Below are 19201 nucleotides of genomic sequence, written 5' to 3' on the forward strand. Positions count from 1 at the left end.
GCGGGGCTGCGGTGGCTGTGAGATCGGTTGGTGAGTTAGGTGGGGGACTGCACGGCGCGTCATACTCGTAGTGATGAATACGCCACCCACCACCGTCGCCCTGGTCACGCTGGGCTGTGCCCGCAACGATGTCGACTCCGAGGAACTGGCCGGCCGGCTCGAAGCCGGTGGTTTCCGATTGGTCGACGACGCCGCTGAGGCGGACACGGTGGTAGTGAACACCTGCGGATTCGTCGAGGCCGCGAAGAAGGACTCCGTCGACACCCTCCTGGCCGCCGCCGACTACAAGGACTCCGGCCGTACGCAGGCCGTCGTCGCGGTCGGCTGCCTCGCCGAGCGGTACGGCGACCAGCTGGCCGAAGCCCTGCCGGAAACCGACGCGGTCCTGAGCTTCGACGACTACACCGACATCTCGGAGCGCCTCCGCTCGATCCTCGCCGGCAACAAGCACCAGCCGCACGTACCGCGCGACCGCCGCAAGCTCCTCCCGCTCGCCCCCGCCGACCGCCACTCGGCTCCCGCTCCAGCCGTCCCAGGCCACGGCGACCGACCCACTGCAGACCAGCCAGCCACCGCACACCGGCCGGCCAGCACGGACCAGCCGGCCGGCCCGGGACAGGCCGCCCCCGTCGCCGCCGGAGGCGCCAGCGAGGGCACCGCCCACGCCGATCGGCGCGCGGGAGGCACCGGCGACGCGGCCCGCCTCGGCGACCACATCCCCGAGCAGCTGAGACCGACGAACGGTGCCCTGAACGCCGCTTCCGACCAGCCCGCCGGGCTCAAGGGACGTTTCGTCACCGGTGCACCGGAAGAGCTGAAGATCGACGCCCCCGACCTCGCGACCGCTCCTGCCAGCGGCCCCCGCGTCATGCGCCGGCGTCTCGACGGCGGCCCGATGGCACCGCTGAAGCTCGCCTCCGGCTGCGACCGCCGCTGCGCGTTCTGCGCGATCCCGATGTTCCGCGGCGCGTTCATGTCCCGCCGCCCCGCCGAAGTACTGCGTGAGGCCGAGTGGCTCGCGGACAACGGCGTACGCGAACTCTTCCTCGTCTCCGAGAACTCCACCTCGTACGGCAAGGACCTCGGCGACCTTCGTCTGCTGGAGACCCTCGTCGGCGAGATCGCCCAGGTGCCCGGCATCATCCGCGTCCGGGTTTCGTACCTGCAGCCCGCCGAGATGCGCCCGACGCTGATCAGCGCGATGACCTCCACCCCGGGCGTCGTCCCGTACTTCGACCTGTCGTTCCAGCACGCCTCCGGCCCGCTGCTGCGCCGGATGCGCCGCTTCGGCGACTCCGAGCGCTTCCTCGAACTGATCGCCCAGGTCCGCGCCACCGCCCCGACGGCCGGCATCCGCAGCAACGTCATCGTCGGCTTCCCGGGCGAGACCGAGGAAGACGTCGACATCCTCTGCGACTTCCTGTCCCGTGCCGGCCTCGACGCGATCGGCGTCTTCGGCTACTCCGACGAGGACGGCACCGAAGCCGAAACCTACGACGGCAAACTCGACGAAGACACCATCGCCGCCCGCCTCGACCGAGTCACCCGCCTCGCCGAGGACCTAACCTCCGCCCGAGCCGAATCCCGCGTCGGCGAACTCCTCGAAGTCCTCATCGAATCCACCGACGCAACCGAAGCCGAGTCGGACGAGGAAGACGTCGACGAGGTTGAGCAGGGTCTGGATGGGCTTTCTGCGGCTGGGCGGACTGGTGAGGGGCGGGCTGCTCATCAGGGGCCTGAGGTGGATGGATCGACGACGGTTACCGGGCTCCCGGACGGGGTGCGGGTCGGCGATCTGGTGTCTGCGAAGGTGGTGGCGAGCGACGGTGTCGACCTGATCGCCGAGTTCGCCGCGCTCGTGAGCACCCCGGACGGCCGTCCGGCAGCTAACCTGACCGCGTGAGCAACCCGCCGACGAACCCGGCACCGCGCGCAGCAGGCGGGCACCTCCACGCGCCCAGCGCCTGGAACGTGCCCAACGCGCTCACGGTCCTGCGGCTGGTCCTGGTACCGCTGTTCGTCTGGCTCCTGCTCCGCGAAGGCGGTCACACCGACAGCAACCGCCTGCTCGCTACGGCCGCCTTTGTCGTCGCGATCGTGACCGACCGCTTCGACGGCGACATCGCCCGCCGCTGGAACCTCGTCACCAACTTCGGCAAGATCGCCGACCCCATCGCCGACAAGGCCCTCACCGGAGCAGCCTTCCTCGGCCTCTCGTACCTGGGCGAACTCCCATGGTGGGTAACCATCGTGGTGATGGTCCGCGAATGGGGCGTCACCGCCCTCCGCTTCTGGGTGATCCGCCACGGCGTCATGCCCGCCAGCCGCGGCGGCAAGCTCAAGACCGTCCTCCAGGCGATCGCCCTCGGCCTGTACCTCCTCCCGTGGCAGGACCTCAAAATCCTCCACTGGACCGCCGTCACGATCATGGCCGCCGCCGTACTCGTCACCATCATTACCGGCATCGACTACGTAGGCCGAGCCCTCCGCCTCCGCGCCGCCGCCAAACGCCCCCTCCCATAACCCCGTTCCCGTACGCCGGGTCCCGCGGCCACCGGGCTGACTAAACTCGCTGAGGTGCCAAGGCCAACAGCTGGAAGTGCGAGACCTCCTGCCCAGACCAGCAAGCTCGCACAGACCTACCGCCGTTTCGCACAGGTCGACGCCCCCAAAATCTCGCCTCTCTACGAGCGCATCGCCCTAGCCCTCAGCGAATCCCCCGAAGCCCTCCACGCAATCGAGACCGCCCCCACCCGCAAACAAACCCCACTCCTCATCCTCGCCGCCCTCCACCACCTAGCCCTCACCAACCAATCCCCACCCCTAACCACCGCCTACCAAGCAGCCGCCACCTCCGCAGCCGCCGCCTCCGTAGCCGTCACCTCCGTAGCCGTCACCTCCGCGGCAGCCGCGACCTCAGACGAGCCAGCCACCACCGCCCCACCACCAGCCGCGGCCTCCGACAAAGCCCTCGCCTCGCCAACCGCCGCAGGCCCCGACAAAGCAAGCCCCGCCGCGGGCTCCGGTGAAGCAGCTCCCACTGCGGTTGTAGCTGCGGGCTCCGATACGACCGCGAGTAGGGGCGTGCCCGAGCACATGGATCTCGCTGTGGAAGCTGCGGTTCGGGCGGTGGTGGAGATGAAGGACGCGGTTGTCGCGGTCGTCGGGCAGCGGAAGGTCCGGGCGAATGTCCTTGGCAACCACGCGGTGTTGTACCCGGCAATTGCCGAGGTCGCGCGGAGGGCCGGCATAGGCGCCGTTGGGCTGATCGACGTGGGTTGCGCGGCTGGGTTCAACCTGAACGTCGATCGTGCCGGCATCAACTATGACAACGCGCAGTCGCTGGGCGACCCGTCGTCTCCCGTCCAGGCAGCGGCGTCGGTCGTGGGGGAGCGGGCCGTCCCGACTAACGCACTGCCTGAGGTCGTTGTGCGGATCGGCATCGACCTGGAGCCGATTGATACGCGGGACCCGGACGAGGCCGGGTGGCTGCGTGCTTGTGTGCCTCCCGACCAACCGGACCGGATGGCAAGGCTCGAAGGTGAGCTGGAATTGGCAGCCTCGGCGCCTCCGTTCTTGATGCGGGGTGACAAAGTCGAACTCCTCCCGGACGCCATCGCCCAAGTGCCGGCAGACGCCCTACCCGTGGTCACCACGACGTGGGCACTCTCGGACCTTCCGCTCGAGAGCCGCCTGCGCTGCATGCAGCGTCTCGACGCAGCGGCCACGAACCGGCCGGTCGCCTGGGTGTCGGTGGAAGGGGTTGGAGTCGCGCCGGCGATCCCGACCTTCGGCGACCGACCGGCATCCGGCCACAGCATCATCGGCCTCGCGCTCTTCGACCACTCGACCCTGCACACCGAAGCGGTAGGCCGCTGCTGGCTGCGAGGCCAGATGCTGGCGTGGCTGGCCGACTCGTAGCGGACCGCCCACCCGTAGCCAGTCACCCGCACCGGAGCCGGTGGCGCGGTCGTCTCAGGCTGGATCTTGTTCAACAATGCGATGTGTAGGGATCAGAAGGGCAGGAGGTTTCGGGTGGCCGAGGACGAGCTTGAAGCGGCGGTCGGGCGGTTGGTGGGCCTGTTGATGGAGCGTCGCGTGACGCTTGCCACCGCTGAGTCGTTGACAGGTGGGATGGTCGGGGCGGTTCTGACGGATGTGCCGGGGGTGTCGGCTGTGTATCGGGGTGGCGTGGTCGTCTACGCGACCGACCTGAAGGCCAAGCTCGCCGGCGTGCCCGAGGATCTGCTGGCTGCTGTGGGCCCGGTCCACCCGGACACGGCTGCTGCATTGGCCACCGGCGTACGGGAGCGTCTGGAGGCGGACTACGGGCTCGCCACGACCGGTGTGGCCGGTCCCGACCCGCAGGCGGGCATCGAGGCCGGCACGGTGTACGTCGCCGCGGCCGGACCCGGGTCCGTGCAGGTGCGCAAGCTGCAGTTGTCCGGTGACCGAGCGGCAGTACGCCGGGGGAGCGTGCAGGCCGTCCTCGAACTCGGAGCCGCCGTTGTGGCGGAAGAACTCGACTGAACGGGGTGTTGGGACCAGCATGGTGACAGGTAAGGCAGACTGGCGCGGCGCACCGAAGGTGGACATTGCGAGGGGTAGTGACCCAGCAACAGGTACCGTTGGTTCCTACGGCCGAGCTACCGTGCGAGTAGACACGGCCGGACAGGCGGAAGGGAGAAACCTCATGGTGCTGGTTCGTGGCCTGCTGGGCGACGTGCTGCGGCGCAAGCGGCTGCGCCAGGGGCGCACTCTCCGCGAGGTGTCCGCTGACGCTCGCGTCAGCCTCGGCTACCTGTCCGAGGTCGAGCGCGGCCAGAAGGAAGCCTCCAGCGAGTTGCTGGCAGCTATCTGCACGGCGCTCGATGTGCCGCTGTCGACGGTCTTCGCCGAGGTGAGCGAGGATCTGGCCCGCGAAGAGGCGCTGGTCCTGGCGCACCCGAGCATCGAGCCGGAGGTTGTGGCCTCCGCGGCCTGAGCCCCTGGTCATCGCCCGCTCCCGCCCGGAGTGGGGTTGCTGTTGCGCGGCTGGATCAAGGCCACGCGCGTGGGCCAGAGCAGTTGCAGCGCGGGCAACGGCGGATCGCCAGGTTGCCGGAACATCTGGTTCGCCGTGTACAGGTGATGGATCGAATCGGGAAACCGGAGGAGCTGCGCTGTCTCCGGCGGCGGGAAGAAGCCGGAGAGGTCGTCGCCCTCGTCGAACACCGCGCCGCCCATCACGGCCCAAGCGAGCGGTTTGAGCCCGAGATAGGCCCAGCACGGCTCAGGATCGAAGACGATGATCTCTGGATGCCGGTAGAGGCTCAGCCCCAGCGTGCATCCGAAAGCCGGATTGCGGGCGCCGTCGCCCTCGACATACTGCATCGTCCAGCCGAAGGTCCGGATGTTGTCCTCGATCTGTCGCGAGATCTGCTCGTCGCTCACACCGCCGCACCGGTCGCACATTGCCGTCTCCTCTCGATCGAACATTTGTTCGATGTGTCAGAGAAGATATCCGTGTTCTTGCCGGCCGCCGGGGTTGTCCACAGGCCAGTTCTGACTGGTCAGCTCTCGGGTTGGCAGGCCGGGCACCAGTACGTGACCCGTTCGCGGGTCGGTTCGCCGAGTGATCCGGTCAGGATCGTCGCACCGCAGCGGTGACAGGGTTTGCCGGCACGTTCGAACACCCACGAGCGTTGCCCGGGCCGGTCGATGCCGGTGCTGACCTGGGTGCCGTTGCGGACATTCGCCTTGAGCAGCTTCCGGCTGAGGTCGACGGCTGCGGGGACATCGACGGCCGAGATCGGGCGCCACGGGTGCAGACCTAGGAGGAAACAGACCTCGGTGCGATAGAAGTTGCCGATGCCGGCGAGGTTCCGCTGGTCGAGCAGCGCCTCGCTGACGGTCCGCCCGGGATCGGATTCGAGGTTGGCGATGGCGAGAGCACGGTCGAACGAGGGTGAGAGCAGGTCGGGCCCGAGGTGGCCGACGACGCTGTTCTCGTCGTCGGTCGCGACGAGGTCGAGGACCGGAAGCCGATACCCGACTGCTGTCCAGGGCGCGGTTTCGAGGACCGCGCGGATCTGATGATCAGGCCCGCCGTGCCACCGCTCACCCGGCCGGTACAGATGCCAGCTGCCGTCCATCCGGAAATGGCTGTGCAGCGTCAATCCGCCCGAGAGCCGCATCAGGATGTGCTTGCCACGCGCAACGACCTCGAGCACTGTCCGCCCGCTCAGGTCGGTCGTCGCGAGCGACGGCACCCGGAAGTCCGTACGCACGAGCTCCTGTCCTGCGAGCGCCTGGTTCAGCCGCTTACAGGCTCGCCAGACGGTGTCTCCTTCAGGCATGACCGATCGCTCCTGGTATCAAGCCCGCAGACGGAGACCGCGCGGAGTCGCATGGAAGCCGGCCTTGGCAAGCGCATCACCGAACGCCGTATGCCGCACCTGCTCACCATCCGCCGTCTCGACGCTCAGCTTGCCAAGCTGACCGTCCCGGATCGACAACGCCAGAGCATCGACCGCCGGCTGGAGCAGGTCTGGATCCTCGGTGAAGCTCAGCACAGTCCGCCCGCCGCGCTCGACGTACACGATCAGCTGTCCGTCGACCATCACGACCAACGCACCAGCCTTCCGGCCCGGGCGATGACCCCCGGCGCTCTCTCGCTCGGGCCACGGCAGGGCAGCGCCGTAAGGATTTGCAGGGTCGGAAGCCGCGAGTACGACGGCTCGCGCATTCAACTCCTCGTCCTTGCGGCCACGGCTCCCACCGCCGGGTCGGGCGCCACCAGGTCCGAAGCGTCCGGGAGGACCGAAAGGGCCGTCAGACGCTGGTGAGACTGGAGCCGGAAGCTCCGCAAGCGCGCGCAACCGGTCCACTGCCCCGGGCAGCGCGAACTGAGCGGCCCCGAGCCCGGCAACGAAGTACCCGCGTCGGCACCGCCCGGATTCCTCGAACGCGCTGAGCACCTTGTAGACAGCCGCGAAACCACCCGGCGTCCGCTCGGTGATCACCGAACCACGCGTGACGATCCCATAGCGATCCAGCAGGGTTTCCGCAGCAGCATGCGCCCGCCGGGTCGCATCCGAGCTGCGCTCCGGAAGCAAAGACCATCGCCCACCCGCCGTCGGTGGACCACTCCGCGCGGGCATCGACGGCCGCCCAGGACGCATCGGACGACCGGGCCGCGCGCGTGGCGTCGTACGACGTGTTCGATGACTGCCTCGCCCGCCACCGACGAGCGAGCGGACCGGCGTGAGGGTGTCGTTGGTCAGATACCCGGCCCAGGCAAGATCCCAGAGAACGCTGACCATTGTCTCGTCGTCCACTACACCAGAGGCGGATCCGACCGCATCGCTCAGCTGCCGGAAGAAGAACGCGCCACCGCCAGACAAGGCGTCGAGCACAGCCTGGTGCGTCTCACCCAACTCGAGGTCAGGATCTGGATCGGGCAGCGTCAGGTCGCAGTTGTCCGCGAGATGAAGCGACACCCAGCCGTCTGTCCCGGGCAACGAACCCGAACCAGCCCACACGACTTCCCCGGTCGCAGTCAACTCGTCCAGCATCGACGGCTGATACCCAGGCACGCGTGAGGGCAGCACAATCGACTCCAACGCCGACGCCGGCACCGCACATCCTGCTAGTTGCTCGACCGCTCCGAGCAGTACGTCGTACCCGCGGCCGCGACTGCTCGTGATCCCTTGCCAGGCCGGCAGGAAGCGGGCCAGCGCGGATGGATCAACCGGCTCGACCTCCTTACGCAAGGCAGCAAGAGATCGCCGCCGCAACAGTCGGAGGACCTCGCTGTCACACCACTCGAGCGCGATCCCGCCCGGCAGGAACTCGCCCTCGACGACTCGTCCAGCCGCACCCAGCCGGCGCAAGGCTTCGCTGACGACAGCAACCCCGATCCCGAGATGTGTCGCCAGATCGATCGCCCGGAACGGCCCATGCGTCCGGGCGTAGCGAGACACCAGATCGCCGAGCGGATCGGCGACCGGCTCGGCGTGTGCCTCCGCGACCCCAGGCGGCAACGGCACGCCGAGCGCGTCCCGCAATCGCGCCACGTCCTCGACCACTGCCCACCGGTGCTCACCTGCGATCCGCACTCGCACCACCCGGCGAGCGGCCGCCAACGAGGTCAGCCAAGACTCGGCATCCGAACCGTCGACGCACCGTTGCGTTGCTTCCGGCAACGAGAGCGGGCCGACCATCCGCAGTACGTCGAACAGTCCTTCCGCGTCGCGCGCTCGACGATCCTCGGCCAGTCGCTGCAGCTCGGCCTCGGTCCGAAGCACAACCTCAGCGTCGAGTAGCTCGCGCAGCTCGGTCCGCCCGAGCAGCTCGGCCAGCAAGCTCTGATCGAGCGACAGCGCGGCCGCGCGCTTCTCTGCGAGCGGGCTGTCGCCCTCGTACATGAACGCGCCCACATAGCCGAAGAGCAGGGACTTCGCGAAGGGCGATGCTTCCGACGTCTCGACCTCGACGACCGAGATCCGGCGCTCGCTGATCCCGGTCAGCAGATCCTTCAACGCCGGCAGGTCGTAGACCTCCTGCAGCACCTCGCGCAACGTCTCGAGCACGATCGGAAACGACCCGAACTTGCTTGCCACACTCAACAGCTGCGAGGCGCGCTGCCGCTGCTGCCACAGCGGTGATCGGCGCCCCGGGTTACGCCGCGGCAGCAACAACGCCCGCGCGGCACACTCCCGGAACCGCGCTGCGAACAAGGCCGAGCCGCCGACCTCGGTGGTCACCAGATCCTCGATGTCCTGCGGATCGAACAGCACAAGATCCGCACCCGGCGGCGCCTCATCCGTCTCCGGCAGCCGCAACACGATCCCGTCGTCGCCCGAGACCGACTGCGCGTCCATCCCGTACCGATCCCGGAGCCGTGCCGCGATCGCGAGCGCCCACGGGCCGTGGACCTGACCGCCGTACGGCGAATGCACGCAGACGCGCCAGTCGCCCAGCTCGTCACGGAACCGCTCCACAACAATCGTCACGTCGTCCGGCACTCGGCTCGTGGCGTCGCGCTGCTCGGCGAGGTACGACACGAGGTTGTTGGCCGCGAACTCATCCAGGCCCGCGGTCCGCGCACGCTCGATCGCCTTACTGGCCGGCAACGACGCCATCTTGCGAACGAACGCACCCGTCGCCGCACCGAGCTCGGCGGGCCGCCCGACCGCATCGCCCTTCCAGAACGGCAACCTGCCCGGCTGACCCGGCGCGGGGGAGACGAGCACGCGGTCGTGGGTGATGTCCTCGATCCGCCAGCTCGACGCGCCGAGCGTGAACACATCTCCGACGCGCGACTCGTACACCATCTCCTCGTCGAGCTCGCCGACGCGATGATTCGTCGACTCACCGACCAGGAACACCCCGAACAGACCACGGTCCGGGATGGTCCCACCGCTCGTCACCGCAAGCCGTTGCGCGCCCGGCCGACCGGAGATCTCGCCGCTGACCCGGTCGAACACGATCCGCGGTCGCAGCTCCGCGAACTCGTCCGACGGATACCGGCCCGAGAGCATGTCGAGGACCCCGTCGTACGCCGATCGCGGCAACGTGGCGAACGGCGCACACCGCCGTACCAGCGCGAACAGTTCGTCGACGTCGATCGAGTCGAGCGCGACGATCGAGACGATCTGCTGAGCCAGGACGTCGAGCGGGTTGGCCGGGATGTGCAGGCTCTCGATCATCCCGTCGCGCATCCGCTGCACCACGACGGCCGTGTCGATCAGATCGCCGCGGAACTTCGGGAACAGCACGCCGCGCGACACGGCTCCGACCTGGTGACCGGCGCGACCTACGCGCTGCAATCCGCTCGCGACGGAAGGCGGCGCCTCGACCTGGATGACCAGATCGACAGCGCCCATGTCGATGCCGAGCTCGAGGCTGCTGGTCGCGACCACGCAAGGCAGCCGACCCGACTTCAGATCGGCCTCGATCAGCGCACGCTGCTCCTTGCTGACCGAGCCGTGGTGGGCTCGCGCGATCAACGGAGGCGCCGCGAGCGAGCCACCCGACTGCGCCATCAGCTGAGCCGGCGAGCCCAACTCGGGCAGCTCCAGCTCGGCTCGCTCGGCGGCGATCTCGTTGAGCCGGGCGGTCAGCCGCTCGGCCAGCCGACGCGAATTGGAGAAGACGATCGTCGACTTGTGCTGGGAGATCAGATCGAAGACGTGCTCCTCGACATGCGGCCAGATCGAGGCATGCTGCTGCGGACCGGCCGCGGATCCGGAGGTCTCGACCTCCGTCGCGGCCAGCTGGGCCATGTCCTCGACCGGGACGACAACGCTCAGATCCCACTGCTTGGTGAACTTGGGCTGCACCACAGTCACCGGCCGCTCGCCACCAAGGAATCTCGCGACCTCCTCCACCGGCCGCACAGTCGCGGACAGACCGATCCGCTGCGCCGGCTTCGGCAACAACGTGTCGAGCCGCTCGAGTGTGAGCGCCAGATGGGCGCCCCGCTTGGTCCCGGCGACCGCGTGCACCTCGTCGACGATGACTGTCTCAACCCCGCGCAATGACTCTCGGCCCTGCGAGGTCAGCAACAGGAACAGTGATTCGGGGGTGGTGATCAGTACGTCGGAAGGCCGCGTCGCGAACCGTCGTCGCTCGCCGGCGGGAGTGTCGCCCGAACGCACCGCGACCTCGACGTCGATCGGCGCCTCGCCGAGCCGGCGCGCCGTCTCGCGGATGCCGATCAGCGGCGCGCGGAGGTTGCGCTCGACGTCGACCGCGAGCGCCTTCAGCGGCGATACGTACAGCACCCGGCAGCGCAGCTTCGGATCGTCGGGCGGCGGCGTCGTGGCCAGGCGGTCGAGGGCCCAGAGGAAGGCTGCCAGCGTCTTGCCTGACCCCGTCGGGGCGACCACCAGCGCGTCCCGGCCCGCGGTGATGGCGTCCCACGCCTCGAGCTGGGCCGGGGTGGCCGCCTCGAAGACGTCGCCGAACCACGCCCGGGTCGCGGGCGAGAACCGGCTCAACGCGCTGGTCTTCTTCACGCTGACCATCTTGCCGGGTCCCGCCGACAGTTTTCACGAGCCGTTTCGTGGCAGACGGTGAGGAGACGCTTTCCGTCCGGTGCAGAGGTTGTCCCCGTCGTCTGGAATGATCGGCGACATGATCAACCGCGTACGCGCAGCGCTCGTCGTCGTGGCCTGCCTGGTCGCTCTGACCGGGTGCGTCAAGCTCGACGCCGACCTGAAGGTCGGGTCGAACGAGACGGTCTCGGGCACCATGAAGATCGGGGTCGACAAGCAGCTGCTGCAGTCCAGTGGCCAGTCCCTCGACAAGGTCCGCCAGCAGATCGAGAGCGGCATCAAGCAGACGACCACCGAAGGGGTCAACTGCAACTCGTTCGAGGACGACAAGTACGTCGGGTCCAACTGCACCTTCGAGAGCGTGCCGTTCGACAAGATGGGCAGCTCGAGCGGCGACGGCGTCAGCTTCCGCAAGGACGGCGACAAGGTCACGGTGACGGTCAAGGCCGGCAACCTCGGCAACATCCCCTCCGGCACCCAGCCCGAGGTGAACTTCAAGATCACCATGCCGGGCAAGATCCTCGAGCACGACGACGGCGCGAAGATCAGCGGCCGCACGGCGACGTACGACAGCCTCGACCAGCTCGGCAAGATCTCGCTGACGTCCGAGGCGGGCGGCGGATTCCCGACGTGGGCCCTGATTCTGATCATCGTGCTGGTGCTGCTGGCAATCGCCGCAGTGGTGTTCTTCGTACTGCGCAGCCGCCGGCGCAAGGGGCAGCAGGGGTACGGACGGCCGTACCCGGGGCAGTACCCGGGCCAGCCGGGTCAGTACGGCGGTCCCGGGCAGTACGCGGGTCAGCCCGGGTACGGGCAGCAGCCTGGTCCTGGTGGGCAGTACCCGGGCCAGCCGGGGCCGTACGGCGGTCCGCAAGGTCAGCCGGGTCAGCCTGGTCAGTACGGCGGCCAGCCGGGGCAGTATCCGGGTCAGCCGCAGCAGGGGCAGCCGCCGTACGGCGGCCAGCCTGGTCAGCCGCAGTACCCTGGGCAGCCTCAGCCGGGGCAGTGGGGTCCGCAGCCGGGTCAGCAGCAGCCGCCTCAGCAGGGACAGCCGCCGCAGCGGGGCCCTGGCGGCTGGGGACAGCAGCCGGGCCAGGGGCAGCCTGGTCAGTACGGTCAGCAGCCGCCGCAGCAGGGTGGTCCTTCGGGACCCCCGCCGGGGCAGCAGGGCGGTTGGGGACCGCCGCCGAGGAACGATGACGGGCAGGAATGAGACTGACGGAGTTCTGGGCGCGGATGGATCACCATCTCGGCCCGGCGTATGCACGGACCTGGGCCGAGACCCAAGTGGTACAGGAGCTCGGCGGCCGTACGGTCGTCGAGGCACTGGCCGACGGCGAGGCCGCGAAGGTGGTCTGGCGTGCCGTGTGGGCGCACCTGAACCTGCCGGCCAGCGAACGCTGATGCCCTAGGCAACTAACGTGCTAGACGGTCCATCCGGTGCGGGACGCCCATTCCTCGGCTGGTAGATAGATGAGGTCGCAGACCGGGTCCTTGAGATCGGAGTAGTCGCCGATCTCAAGCCGGAGCGCGGCCGCGTGCTGCTTGAAGACGGCGTACGCGCGCGCCGTCTCCGGATGACTGCGCAGGTAGTCGCGGAACAGGAGCGCGTACCGCTGGTTGGCGCGACCGGCCACCCGGATGTGCAGATTGACCCGGCGCCGGTACATCGGCTCGACCAGCATGCGCTTCACCCACTGCATGTCCTCGGAGGGCAGACCTGGCACCGGATGGTCGCGCCGCGGCGGGCGTAGCTCCCAGTCTGCGGCGACCATGCGCTCTGCCACCTCATCCAGCTCCGGCTCCGTGCCGACTGTGACCTGGATGTCCAGGATGTCCTTGGCCGGCAGGCGGGGTACCGAGGTGGAGCCGATGTGATCGATCCGCTGGGCCAGCTCGCCGAGCAGCCCGCCGATCGTGTGCGCGGTCTTCTCGTACTGCGAGGGCCAGCTCTCGTCCGGTCGTGCGATGACGATCCCAGTCATGCGCAGATCATCCCAGTACTGCGGTGGCCGGTCCCAGCCCTTCAGACAGGTTTGACCCGGAACGCGCTGCCGGCGAGCAGATCGGCCGCCTCGTACGCCGCTTTGCGGATGGCCTTGCGCTCGTCGAAGTACCCGCCGACCACGCCGATGCCCGGCAGCTTGCCGACGAACCGGGCGCCGAGGCTGCCGCGTGGACGTTCCTCGAACACATCGCCGAGCCCGCCGAACAGTTTGCTGATCCGCCAGAGCAGACGGATGCCGTGGCGCAGTCCCGCCTCCTCGGACTCGTCGCCGAGACCGAGCTGCTTCGCCACGTCCTGTCCGGCCGCGGTGGGGTCGTCGTACTTGAGTACTTCGTCCGGCGTGATCGGACGGTCGGTCAGAACGCGTGCGATGACCGCAGTACGGTCCGCGTGTGCCTCCACGCCGTACTCGCGGCAGATCGCGCCGATCACCATGGCCTGTACTGCTGCGCCGAGGGTGTCCTTGATCGGGAGCCGGTCGGCGGCCGCGCCGCTGATCCGGGGGAGCGCCGCGACGACCGCGGCGAATCCGCCCAGCCGCTCCACCCACCAGTCACAGCGCGTGGCGAGCGGCAGCTTTGGCCACTCCGTGTGCCCGGGCACCCTCATCTTGAGCAGCCGGTCGATCGCGAGGATCAGGGCCTTCTCGGCCAGGTTGGGCTGCTCCTGAGCCGAGTACTCCGTCAGGATGCTGCGGACGCCGAACGGGTCCGGGGTGCGGAGCGCATCGAGTACGGTGTCGATCCCGAACTCGACCCGGCTGAGTGCCAGGATCACGGCGGAATCGGGCACGTCGGGACGGTCGCTCACGCCCGCAAGGGTAGGGATCCGGCGGGTCAGACCGGTTGCCGGGGCAGCTTCGGCGTGTCAGTTGTGATTCGAACACGTGTTCGGGATACTTTGGTGCGCGGAAGGTGTGGCGGACGGCCGAGTTGTCCACAGATTCGGAAGTGGCGACGAAAACTGTCCGACGTGATGGATACCTTCTCTGGCGACACGAGAAGTCCTCCGGGCGGCTGGGAAGCGGCCCCGATTATGAGATGGGTCAGGTGGCATTCACATGGCGGGTGCAGCGAGTGCGGAGCGCGCGGTGGCCGATCGCGAGAAGGCGCTTGCGACCGCGCTGACGCAGATCGAGCGGCAGTGTGGCAAGGGTTCGGTCATGCGGTTGGGGGAGCAGAACAGGCCGCCGATCGAGGTCATCCCGACCGGGTCGATCTCGCTCGACATCGCCCTCGGGATCGGTGGTCTGCCGCGCGGTCGCGTGGTGGAGATCTACGGTCCGGAGTCCTCCGGTAAGACGACGGTCGCCCTGCATGCGGTCGCGAACGCGCAGCGGGCCGGCGGGATCGCGGCGTTCATCGACGCCGAGCACGCGCTCGACCCGGAGTATGCGCGGAAGCTGGGCGTCGACACCGACGCGCTGCTGGTCTCGCAGCCCGACTCCGGTGAGCAGGCGCTGGAGATCGCCGACATGCTGGTTCGCTCCGGCGCGATCGACATCGTCGTGATCGACTCGGTGGCCGCGCTGGTGCCGCGGGCCGAGATCGAGGGCGAGATGGGCGACAGCCACGTCGGTCTGCAGGCCCGGCTGATGAGCCAGGCGCTGCGGAAGATGACCGGTGCGGTCAGCGGGACCAACACGACCGCGATCTTCATCAACCAGCTGCGCGAGAAGATCGGCGTGATGTTCGGCTCCCCCGAGACCACGACCGGTGGTAAGGCGCTGAAGTTCTACGCGTCGGTGCGGCTGGACGTGCGCCGGATCGAGTCGCTGAAGGACGGTACCGACGTGGTCGGCAACCGGACTCGGGTCAAGGTCGTGAAGAACAAGGTGGCCCCGCCGTTCAAGCAGGCCGAGTTCGACATCATCTACGGCCAGGGCATCAGCCGCGAGGGCAGCCTGCTCGACCTCGGCGTGGATCAAGGCTTCGTCCGCAAGGCCGGCGCCTGGTTCACCTACGAGAGCGACCAGCTCGGCCAGGGCCGGGAGAATGCGCGGAACTTCCTGCGCGACAACCCCGATCTGGCCAACGAGCTGGAGAAGAAGATCAAGGAGAAGATGGGCATCGGCCCGACCCTTGACCAGCCGGCCGGCGAGGCCGCCACGGCCGAGGTCGATGTCGACTTCTGATCGACGACCCACCGCGGGCGGCAGCGTCCCCCGGCAGCCCACAGCTGCCGACGACGCTGCCCCCGCGGCACTGTCTCTACCCCACGACGAACGCCTCGCCCTGGCCCGCAAACTCCTTGCGGCCGGCACAGACGCCTCGACGGCTTCCAACACCCCGAGCCAGCGCTCGGGGTCCGGCCGCCGTTCCGATCGTGCTGAGCGTGGCAGTGGTGCCGAGCGTGCTGCTGGCGGCGCCGAGCGTGCCGGTGGTATCGAGCGCGCTGGCGGTGCCGAGCGTGTGGGTGGTGCTGGTCGTGCTGAGCGAGGTCGGGGGGACGACCTCGGTGTAGCTCGTGGTTCTGGTCTGGGCTCGGGGCGTTCTCGTACGTCGAGTGCGCGTCGGGGCGGGTCCGATGTGGACGACTTCGTGGGCGAGGACGAGTCAGAGTGGGACGGCAGTTCCCGCCGGCGTACGGGCTCTATCCGGCGAACTGTCGGCACAGTTGACCCCTGGGACGAGCAGGACGAGCAGACGAAGACTCGGCCGGCGAAGCGTCGGGGTGCGACGGGTCGAGCGTCGGGGGCGAGCGCTGCTGATCCTTGGGGTGAGCCGGACGAGCGCTCTGCTCGTACGTTCGAGACGCGGGCGGCCGATCGGTTGGCTGAAGCACGTGCGTTCGCGGACGACGCGCCTGCACGGGGCGCAGACCTAGGTACGCCACCAGAACAGTCTGACCCTTGGGCCGACGCGGACTCGCCAACTGCCACCGAATCGCCCACCAGCGCCTCGCCAAGTCCTGCAGCTCCGGCAAGCCGCACATCTCCCGCAGAGCGTGTGCCTGACGCAGACCAGCCCACGCCACGCGCCAACTCCTCCGCGTCCGAGAGCGCGACGCCTGCGCGAGCGCGGTCGGCTGAGGTCGCGCCGGACAACGCACATGCCGATGACGCCGACGCGGGTAGTGCGCGGGCGGGTCAAGCGCGCGCGGACGACGCCGGTGCTGGTGACGCTGGTACGAGTGGCGCTCAGGCGGGTGATGCCGGTGTGGGTGGCGGCCGCGCGGGTGACGCTGGTGTGGGTGGCGGCCGTGCGGGTGACGCGAGCGCGGATGACAGCACGCCGGTAGGCGAACCTTGTTCGGTGGGGCGCGACGGTTCGCCCGGTGGCGCAGTACGTGCCGGTGGATACCGCGCGGGTGACGGATCGGGTACGCCGGATCGTGCGGGGTCTGTGGATCGTCCAGTGCGTACGAGCGGGGGTGCGTCGGGCGGGAGTGGGGCGAGTCGTGGGGACGGCTCGGTGGAGGGTGAGCGGTCTGGTGAGCGGGGTCGGGGGCGGCGGACGGTTGGGCGGGGGTTTGGGCGGGGGCGGAAGAGGTGGGGGAGTGAGGAGCCGGAGCGGGTGGGGGACGCGGCGATGGAGGAGGATGCTGATCCGGCTTCGGTGGCTCGGACGATTTTGCTGGACAAGTTGACGGGGCAGCCGCGGACTCGGGCTGAGTTGGCTGACGTGTTGGCGGAGAGGGAGATTCCGGACGACGTGGCTGATGAGGTGCTGGATCGGTTCACGGAGGTCGGGCTGATCGACGACGCCGCGTTCGCGAACGCGTGGGTGGAGTCGCGGCATCGTGGGCGTGGGTTGGGAAAGCGTGCACTGGCGCAGGAGCTTCGGCGGCGGGGCGTGGATGAAGAGCTGGCCCGGGACGCGCTCGAGGAGTTGGAGCCGGAGCAGGAAGAAGAGACCGCGAGGCAGCTGGTACGGCGGAAGCTGCGGTCGATGCGTTCGCTCGAGCGGCAGGTGGCGATGCGACGCTTGCTCGGGATGCTTGCGCGGAAGGGGTATCCGGGTGGCATGGCGATGAGCATCGTGAAGGAGGAGCTGGACGCTTCGCACGACGAGTTCCCGCTCATCGATTCATCCGGCATAGGCCCTGAATGACGGACGAAGTGCGTGAGGCAACCGCGGCGGATCGCGCCGGGATCCAGCGGCTGCTTCGCGAGTTGCACGGTGAGGCTGCAGACGCGACAACCCTGCCCGAGATCCGCCAGCAAGCCCGCACCTTCGTCGCCGGCGATGGCGATGGCGATGGAGACGAGATTGTCGGCGTGCTGGTAGCGACGTTCGTCGACTACGGGCACGAGCCGTGCGGCGTCGTCGAGGAGCTCGTGGTACATCCAGCGAGCCGCGGCTCTGGGACCGGCGCGGCCTTGCTCGCGCAATGCAAGTCCTGGCTTGAGGCGTTGGGCGCCGAGGTGGTCTTCGTCTCGGCCATCGACGAAGAGGCCGCCGAGTTCTACCTGCACGCCGGATTCACACGATGCACCGGCCCCTGGCTCTGGGCGGCAGCAGGCCAACCGGCGTAGGTGAGCCGGCGTAGGTGAGCCGAAGCTGTTTACCTTTGCTAAAGGTCGTGCTCGGGAACTGGTCCGGCAGTGTTGGGCAGCGCGCCGGACGGCGGTCACTTTGTGGGCGGAAGGTTCTTGACGGAATCACCGCCTACTTCGAGAGGTTCCGCCCAATGTCTGACTTCACCCGCCGCCGCTTTCTCGGCGGCGCTGCGGCCACCGCGAGCCTTGGTGCCGCGGCCGCGTTGATGCCCGCGAGTGTCCAGAAGGCCCTCGCCTCCCCGCCGCCGCGCCCGGCGCGGCTCGGCGACATCAAGCACGTTGTGATGCTCATGCAGGAGAACCGCAGCTTCGACCACTACTTCGGCACGCTGTCGGGAGTGGCCGGATTCGACGACCCGCACGCGATCAAGCTGTCCACCGGGCGCAACGTCTTCTACCAGCCCGACACCGAGAACCCGGACGGCTACATGCTGCCGTTCCACCTCGACACCCACTCGACCAACTCGCAGGCCATCCCGTCGACGAGCCACGCGTACTCGGTCCAGCACCAGGCCTGGAACGGCGGCAAGATGGACGCCTGGCTGCCTGCGCACCGGGCCGCCGACAAAGCCAACGGGCCGTACGTGATGGGGTACTACACCCGCGATGACATCCCGTTCCAGTACGCGCTCGCCGACGCGTTCACGATCTGCGACCAGTACCACTGCTCGGTCCAGGGCCCGACCTGGCCGAACCGCCTGTACTGGCAGACCGGCATGATCGACCCGGGCGGCACGCTCGGCGGCCCGATCACGTCGAACTCCCTGCCGAACGGCGCGTACCGCTGGACGACGTACGCCGAACGCCTCGAGGCCGCCGGTGTCAGCTGGAACGTGTACCAGGACCAGGTGGGTCTGAGCAGTTACAACATGCTCCCGCACTTCAAGCAGTTCCAGGACGCCACACCCGGTACGCCGTTGTACGACAAGGGCATGAAGGTGTCGTCGCTCGGCCAATTCGAGTACGACGCCCTGCACGACAAGCTCCCGACCGTGTCGTGGCTGATGACGGCCGGCGGCGTCTCCGAGCACCCGAAGGAGATGCCGGCCGCCGGGGCCGACTTCGTCGCGTCGAAGATCGCCGCGATCGCCGCCAACCCGGACGTCTGGAAGAAGACGGTCTTCATCCTGAACTACGACGAGAACGACGGCCTGTTCGACCACGTCGTACCGCCGACCGCTCCGGTCGGAACGCCGGACGAGTACGCGCTCGGCCTGCCGATCGGCGGCGGGTTCCGGGTGCCGTGCATCGTGGTCTCGCCGTGGACCGCGGGTGGTTGGATCAGCAGCCAGAAGTTCGACCACACGTCGGTGCTGCAGTTCCTCGAGAAGCTCACCGGCGTACAAGAGCCGAACATCAGCCAGTGGCGTCGCAAGACGTTCGGTGACCTCACCTCGGTGTTCCGTCACGACCACGTCAGCAAGCCGCCGGCGCTGCCCGAGACGGGCGCCCAGCTGAACCTGGCGACGTACGAAGCCGCGCAGCTGCCCGCTCCGACGTTCCCGACCTCGACGCAGGTCGTCCCGCATCAGGAGCGCGGCGGTCGCCACCGCCTCTGAGGTACGCCGGCAGCCGGGCAATCACGTCGATTGCCCGGCTGTTTGCACGTCCACCGCACGTCACTGCACGTCTCCCGGGGGTAGCGTCGGC

At 68.7% G+C, this 19201-nt stretch carries 18 protein-coding genes; 13 read left to right on the forward strand and 5 right to left on the reverse strand.

Features of this window, described 5'->3' with window-relative positions; translation table 11 throughout:
- Positions 1 to 73: 73 nt before the first annotated feature.
- The 5 genes from ABT313_RS35410 to ABT313_RS35430 all read left to right on the forward strand — a co-directional run bounded on the left by ABT313_RS35410 (position 74) and on the right by ABT313_RS35430 (position 4984).
- A complete protein-coding gene (locus tag ABT313_RS35410) occupies positions 74 to 1903 on the forward strand; it encodes a radical SAM protein (protein WP_350862920.1) in 1830 nt (609 codons plus the stop codon).
- The gene (gene pgsA, locus ABT313_RS35415; protein WP_350862923.1) at positions 1900 to 2523 is read left to right on the forward strand and encodes a CDP-diacylglycerol--glycerol-3-phosphate 3-phosphatidyltransferase; all 624 of its coding nucleotides are present in this window, start codon (positions 1900 to 1902) and stop codon (positions 2521 to 2523) included. Before ABT313_RS35410 ends, pgsA begins: the two co-directional genes overlap by 4 nt.
- Before the next feature lie 54 nt (positions 2524 to 2577).
- Positions 2578 to 3921: a DUF2332 domain-containing protein gene (locus ABT313_RS35420; RefSeq protein WP_350862926.1), complete on the forward strand. Its 1344-nt coding sequence runs from the start codon at positions 2578 to 2580 to the stop codon at positions 3919 to 3921.
- Positions 3922 to 4035: 114 nt separating this feature from the next.
- Entirely contained in the window at positions 4036 to 4530 is a 495-nt protein-coding gene (locus ABT313_RS35425; protein WP_350862929.1) for a CinA family protein, read from the forward strand.
- A gap of 163 nt (positions 4531 to 4693) precedes the next feature.
- The gene (locus tag ABT313_RS35430; protein ID WP_350862932.1) at positions 4694 to 4984 is read left to right on the forward strand and encodes a helix-turn-helix domain-containing protein; all 291 of its coding nucleotides are present in this window, start codon (positions 4694 to 4696) and stop codon (positions 4982 to 4984) included.
- 8 nt (positions 4985 to 4992) lie between these two features.
- Here the strand turns inward: ABT313_RS35430 and ABT313_RS35435 are convergent, their stop codons facing one another.
- The 3 genes from ABT313_RS35435 to ABT313_RS35445 all read right to left on the reverse strand — a co-directional run bounded on the left by ABT313_RS35435 (position 4993) and on the right by ABT313_RS35445 (position 11012).
- Entirely contained in the window at positions 4993 to 5433 is a 441-nt protein-coding gene (locus ABT313_RS35435) for a DUF4262 domain-containing protein (protein WP_350862934.1), read from the reverse strand.
- A gap of 119 nt (positions 5434 to 5552) precedes the next feature.
- Positions 5553 to 6338, reverse strand: coding sequence for an Fpg/Nei family DNA glycosylase (locus ABT313_RS35440; protein WP_350862937.1), 786 nt, complete (start codon positions 6336 to 6338; stop codon positions 5553 to 5555).
- Between the two features lie 18 nt (positions 6339 to 6356).
- Positions 6357 to 11012, reverse strand: coding sequence for an ATP-dependent helicase (locus tag ABT313_RS35445; RefSeq protein WP_350862940.1), 4656 nt, complete (start codon positions 11010 to 11012; stop codon positions 6357 to 6359).
- A 109-nt stretch (positions 11013 to 11121) separates the two neighbouring features.
- Here ABT313_RS35445 and ABT313_RS35450 point away from each other — a divergent pair, with 109 nt between their 5' ends.
- On the forward strand, positions 11122 to 12255 hold the full coding sequence (locus tag ABT313_RS35450; protein WP_350862943.1) for an LppM family (lipo)protein: 1134 nt from the start codon (positions 11122 to 11124) through the stop codon (positions 12253 to 12255).
- The gene (locus ABT313_RS35455) at positions 12252 to 12446 is read left to right on the forward strand and encodes a DUF3046 domain-containing protein (protein ID WP_350862946.1); all 195 of its coding nucleotides are present in this window, start codon (positions 12252 to 12254) and stop codon (positions 12444 to 12446) included. The genes ABT313_RS35450 and ABT313_RS35455 overlap by 4 nt, the downstream gene beginning before the upstream one ends.
- A gap of 20 nt (positions 12447 to 12466) precedes the next feature.
- Here ABT313_RS35455 and ABT313_RS35460 read toward each other — a convergent pair whose 3' ends face one another.
- Both ABT313_RS35460 and ABT313_RS35465 read right to left on the reverse strand, forming a co-directional pair.
- Positions 12467 to 13027 (reverse strand): GrpB family protein, encoded by a 561-nt coding sequence (locus tag ABT313_RS35460; protein WP_350862949.1) that lies wholly within the window; start codon positions 13025 to 13027, stop codon positions 12467 to 12469.
- A 41-nt stretch (positions 13028 to 13068) separates the two neighbouring features.
- Entirely contained in the window at positions 13069 to 13860 is a 792-nt protein-coding gene (locus ABT313_RS35465) for a hypothetical protein (protein ID WP_350862951.1), read from the reverse strand.
- Positions 13861 to 14110: 250 nt separating this feature from the next.
- Here ABT313_RS35465 and recA point away from each other — a divergent pair, with 250 nt between their 5' ends.
- From recA to ABT313_RS35495, 6 genes are all read left to right on the forward strand, one after another.
- Positions 14111 to 15184 (forward strand): recombinase RecA, encoded by a 1074-nt coding sequence (gene recA / locus ABT313_RS35470; protein ID WP_134098484.1) that lies wholly within the window; start codon positions 14111 to 14113, stop codon positions 15182 to 15184.
- 191 nt (positions 15185 to 15375) lie between these two features.
- Positions 15376 to 15513 (forward strand): hypothetical protein, encoded by a 138-nt coding sequence (locus ABT313_RS35475; RefSeq protein ID WP_350862953.1) that lies wholly within the window; start codon positions 15376 to 15378, stop codon positions 15511 to 15513.
- A gap of 594 nt (positions 15514 to 16107) precedes the next feature.
- A complete protein-coding gene (locus ABT313_RS35480; protein WP_350862956.1) occupies positions 16108 to 16290 on the forward strand; it encodes a hypothetical protein in 183 nt (60 codons plus the stop codon).
- A gap of 290 nt (positions 16291 to 16580) precedes the next feature.
- On the forward strand, positions 16581 to 17102 hold the full coding sequence (locus ABT313_RS35485) for a regulatory protein RecX (RefSeq protein WP_502884052.1): 522 nt from the start codon (positions 16581 to 16583) through the stop codon (positions 17100 to 17102).
- Positions 17099 to 17527, forward strand: coding sequence for a GNAT family N-acetyltransferase (locus tag ABT313_RS35490; RefSeq protein ID WP_350862960.1), 429 nt, complete (start codon positions 17099 to 17101; stop codon positions 17525 to 17527). Before ABT313_RS35485 ends, ABT313_RS35490 begins: the two co-directional genes overlap by 4 nt.
- 155 nt (positions 17528 to 17682) lie before the next feature.
- Positions 17683 to 19110 (forward strand): alkaline phosphatase family protein, encoded by a 1428-nt coding sequence (locus ABT313_RS35495; RefSeq protein WP_350862963.1) that lies wholly within the window; start codon positions 17683 to 17685, stop codon positions 19108 to 19110.
- Positions 19111 to 19201 lie beyond the last annotated feature (91 nt).

This window comes from Kribbella sp. NPDC000426 (assembly GCF_040300265.1).
In the GTDB taxonomy this organism is placed as follows: domain Bacteria; phylum Actinomycetota; class Actinomycetes; order Propionibacteriales; family Kribbellaceae; genus Kribbella.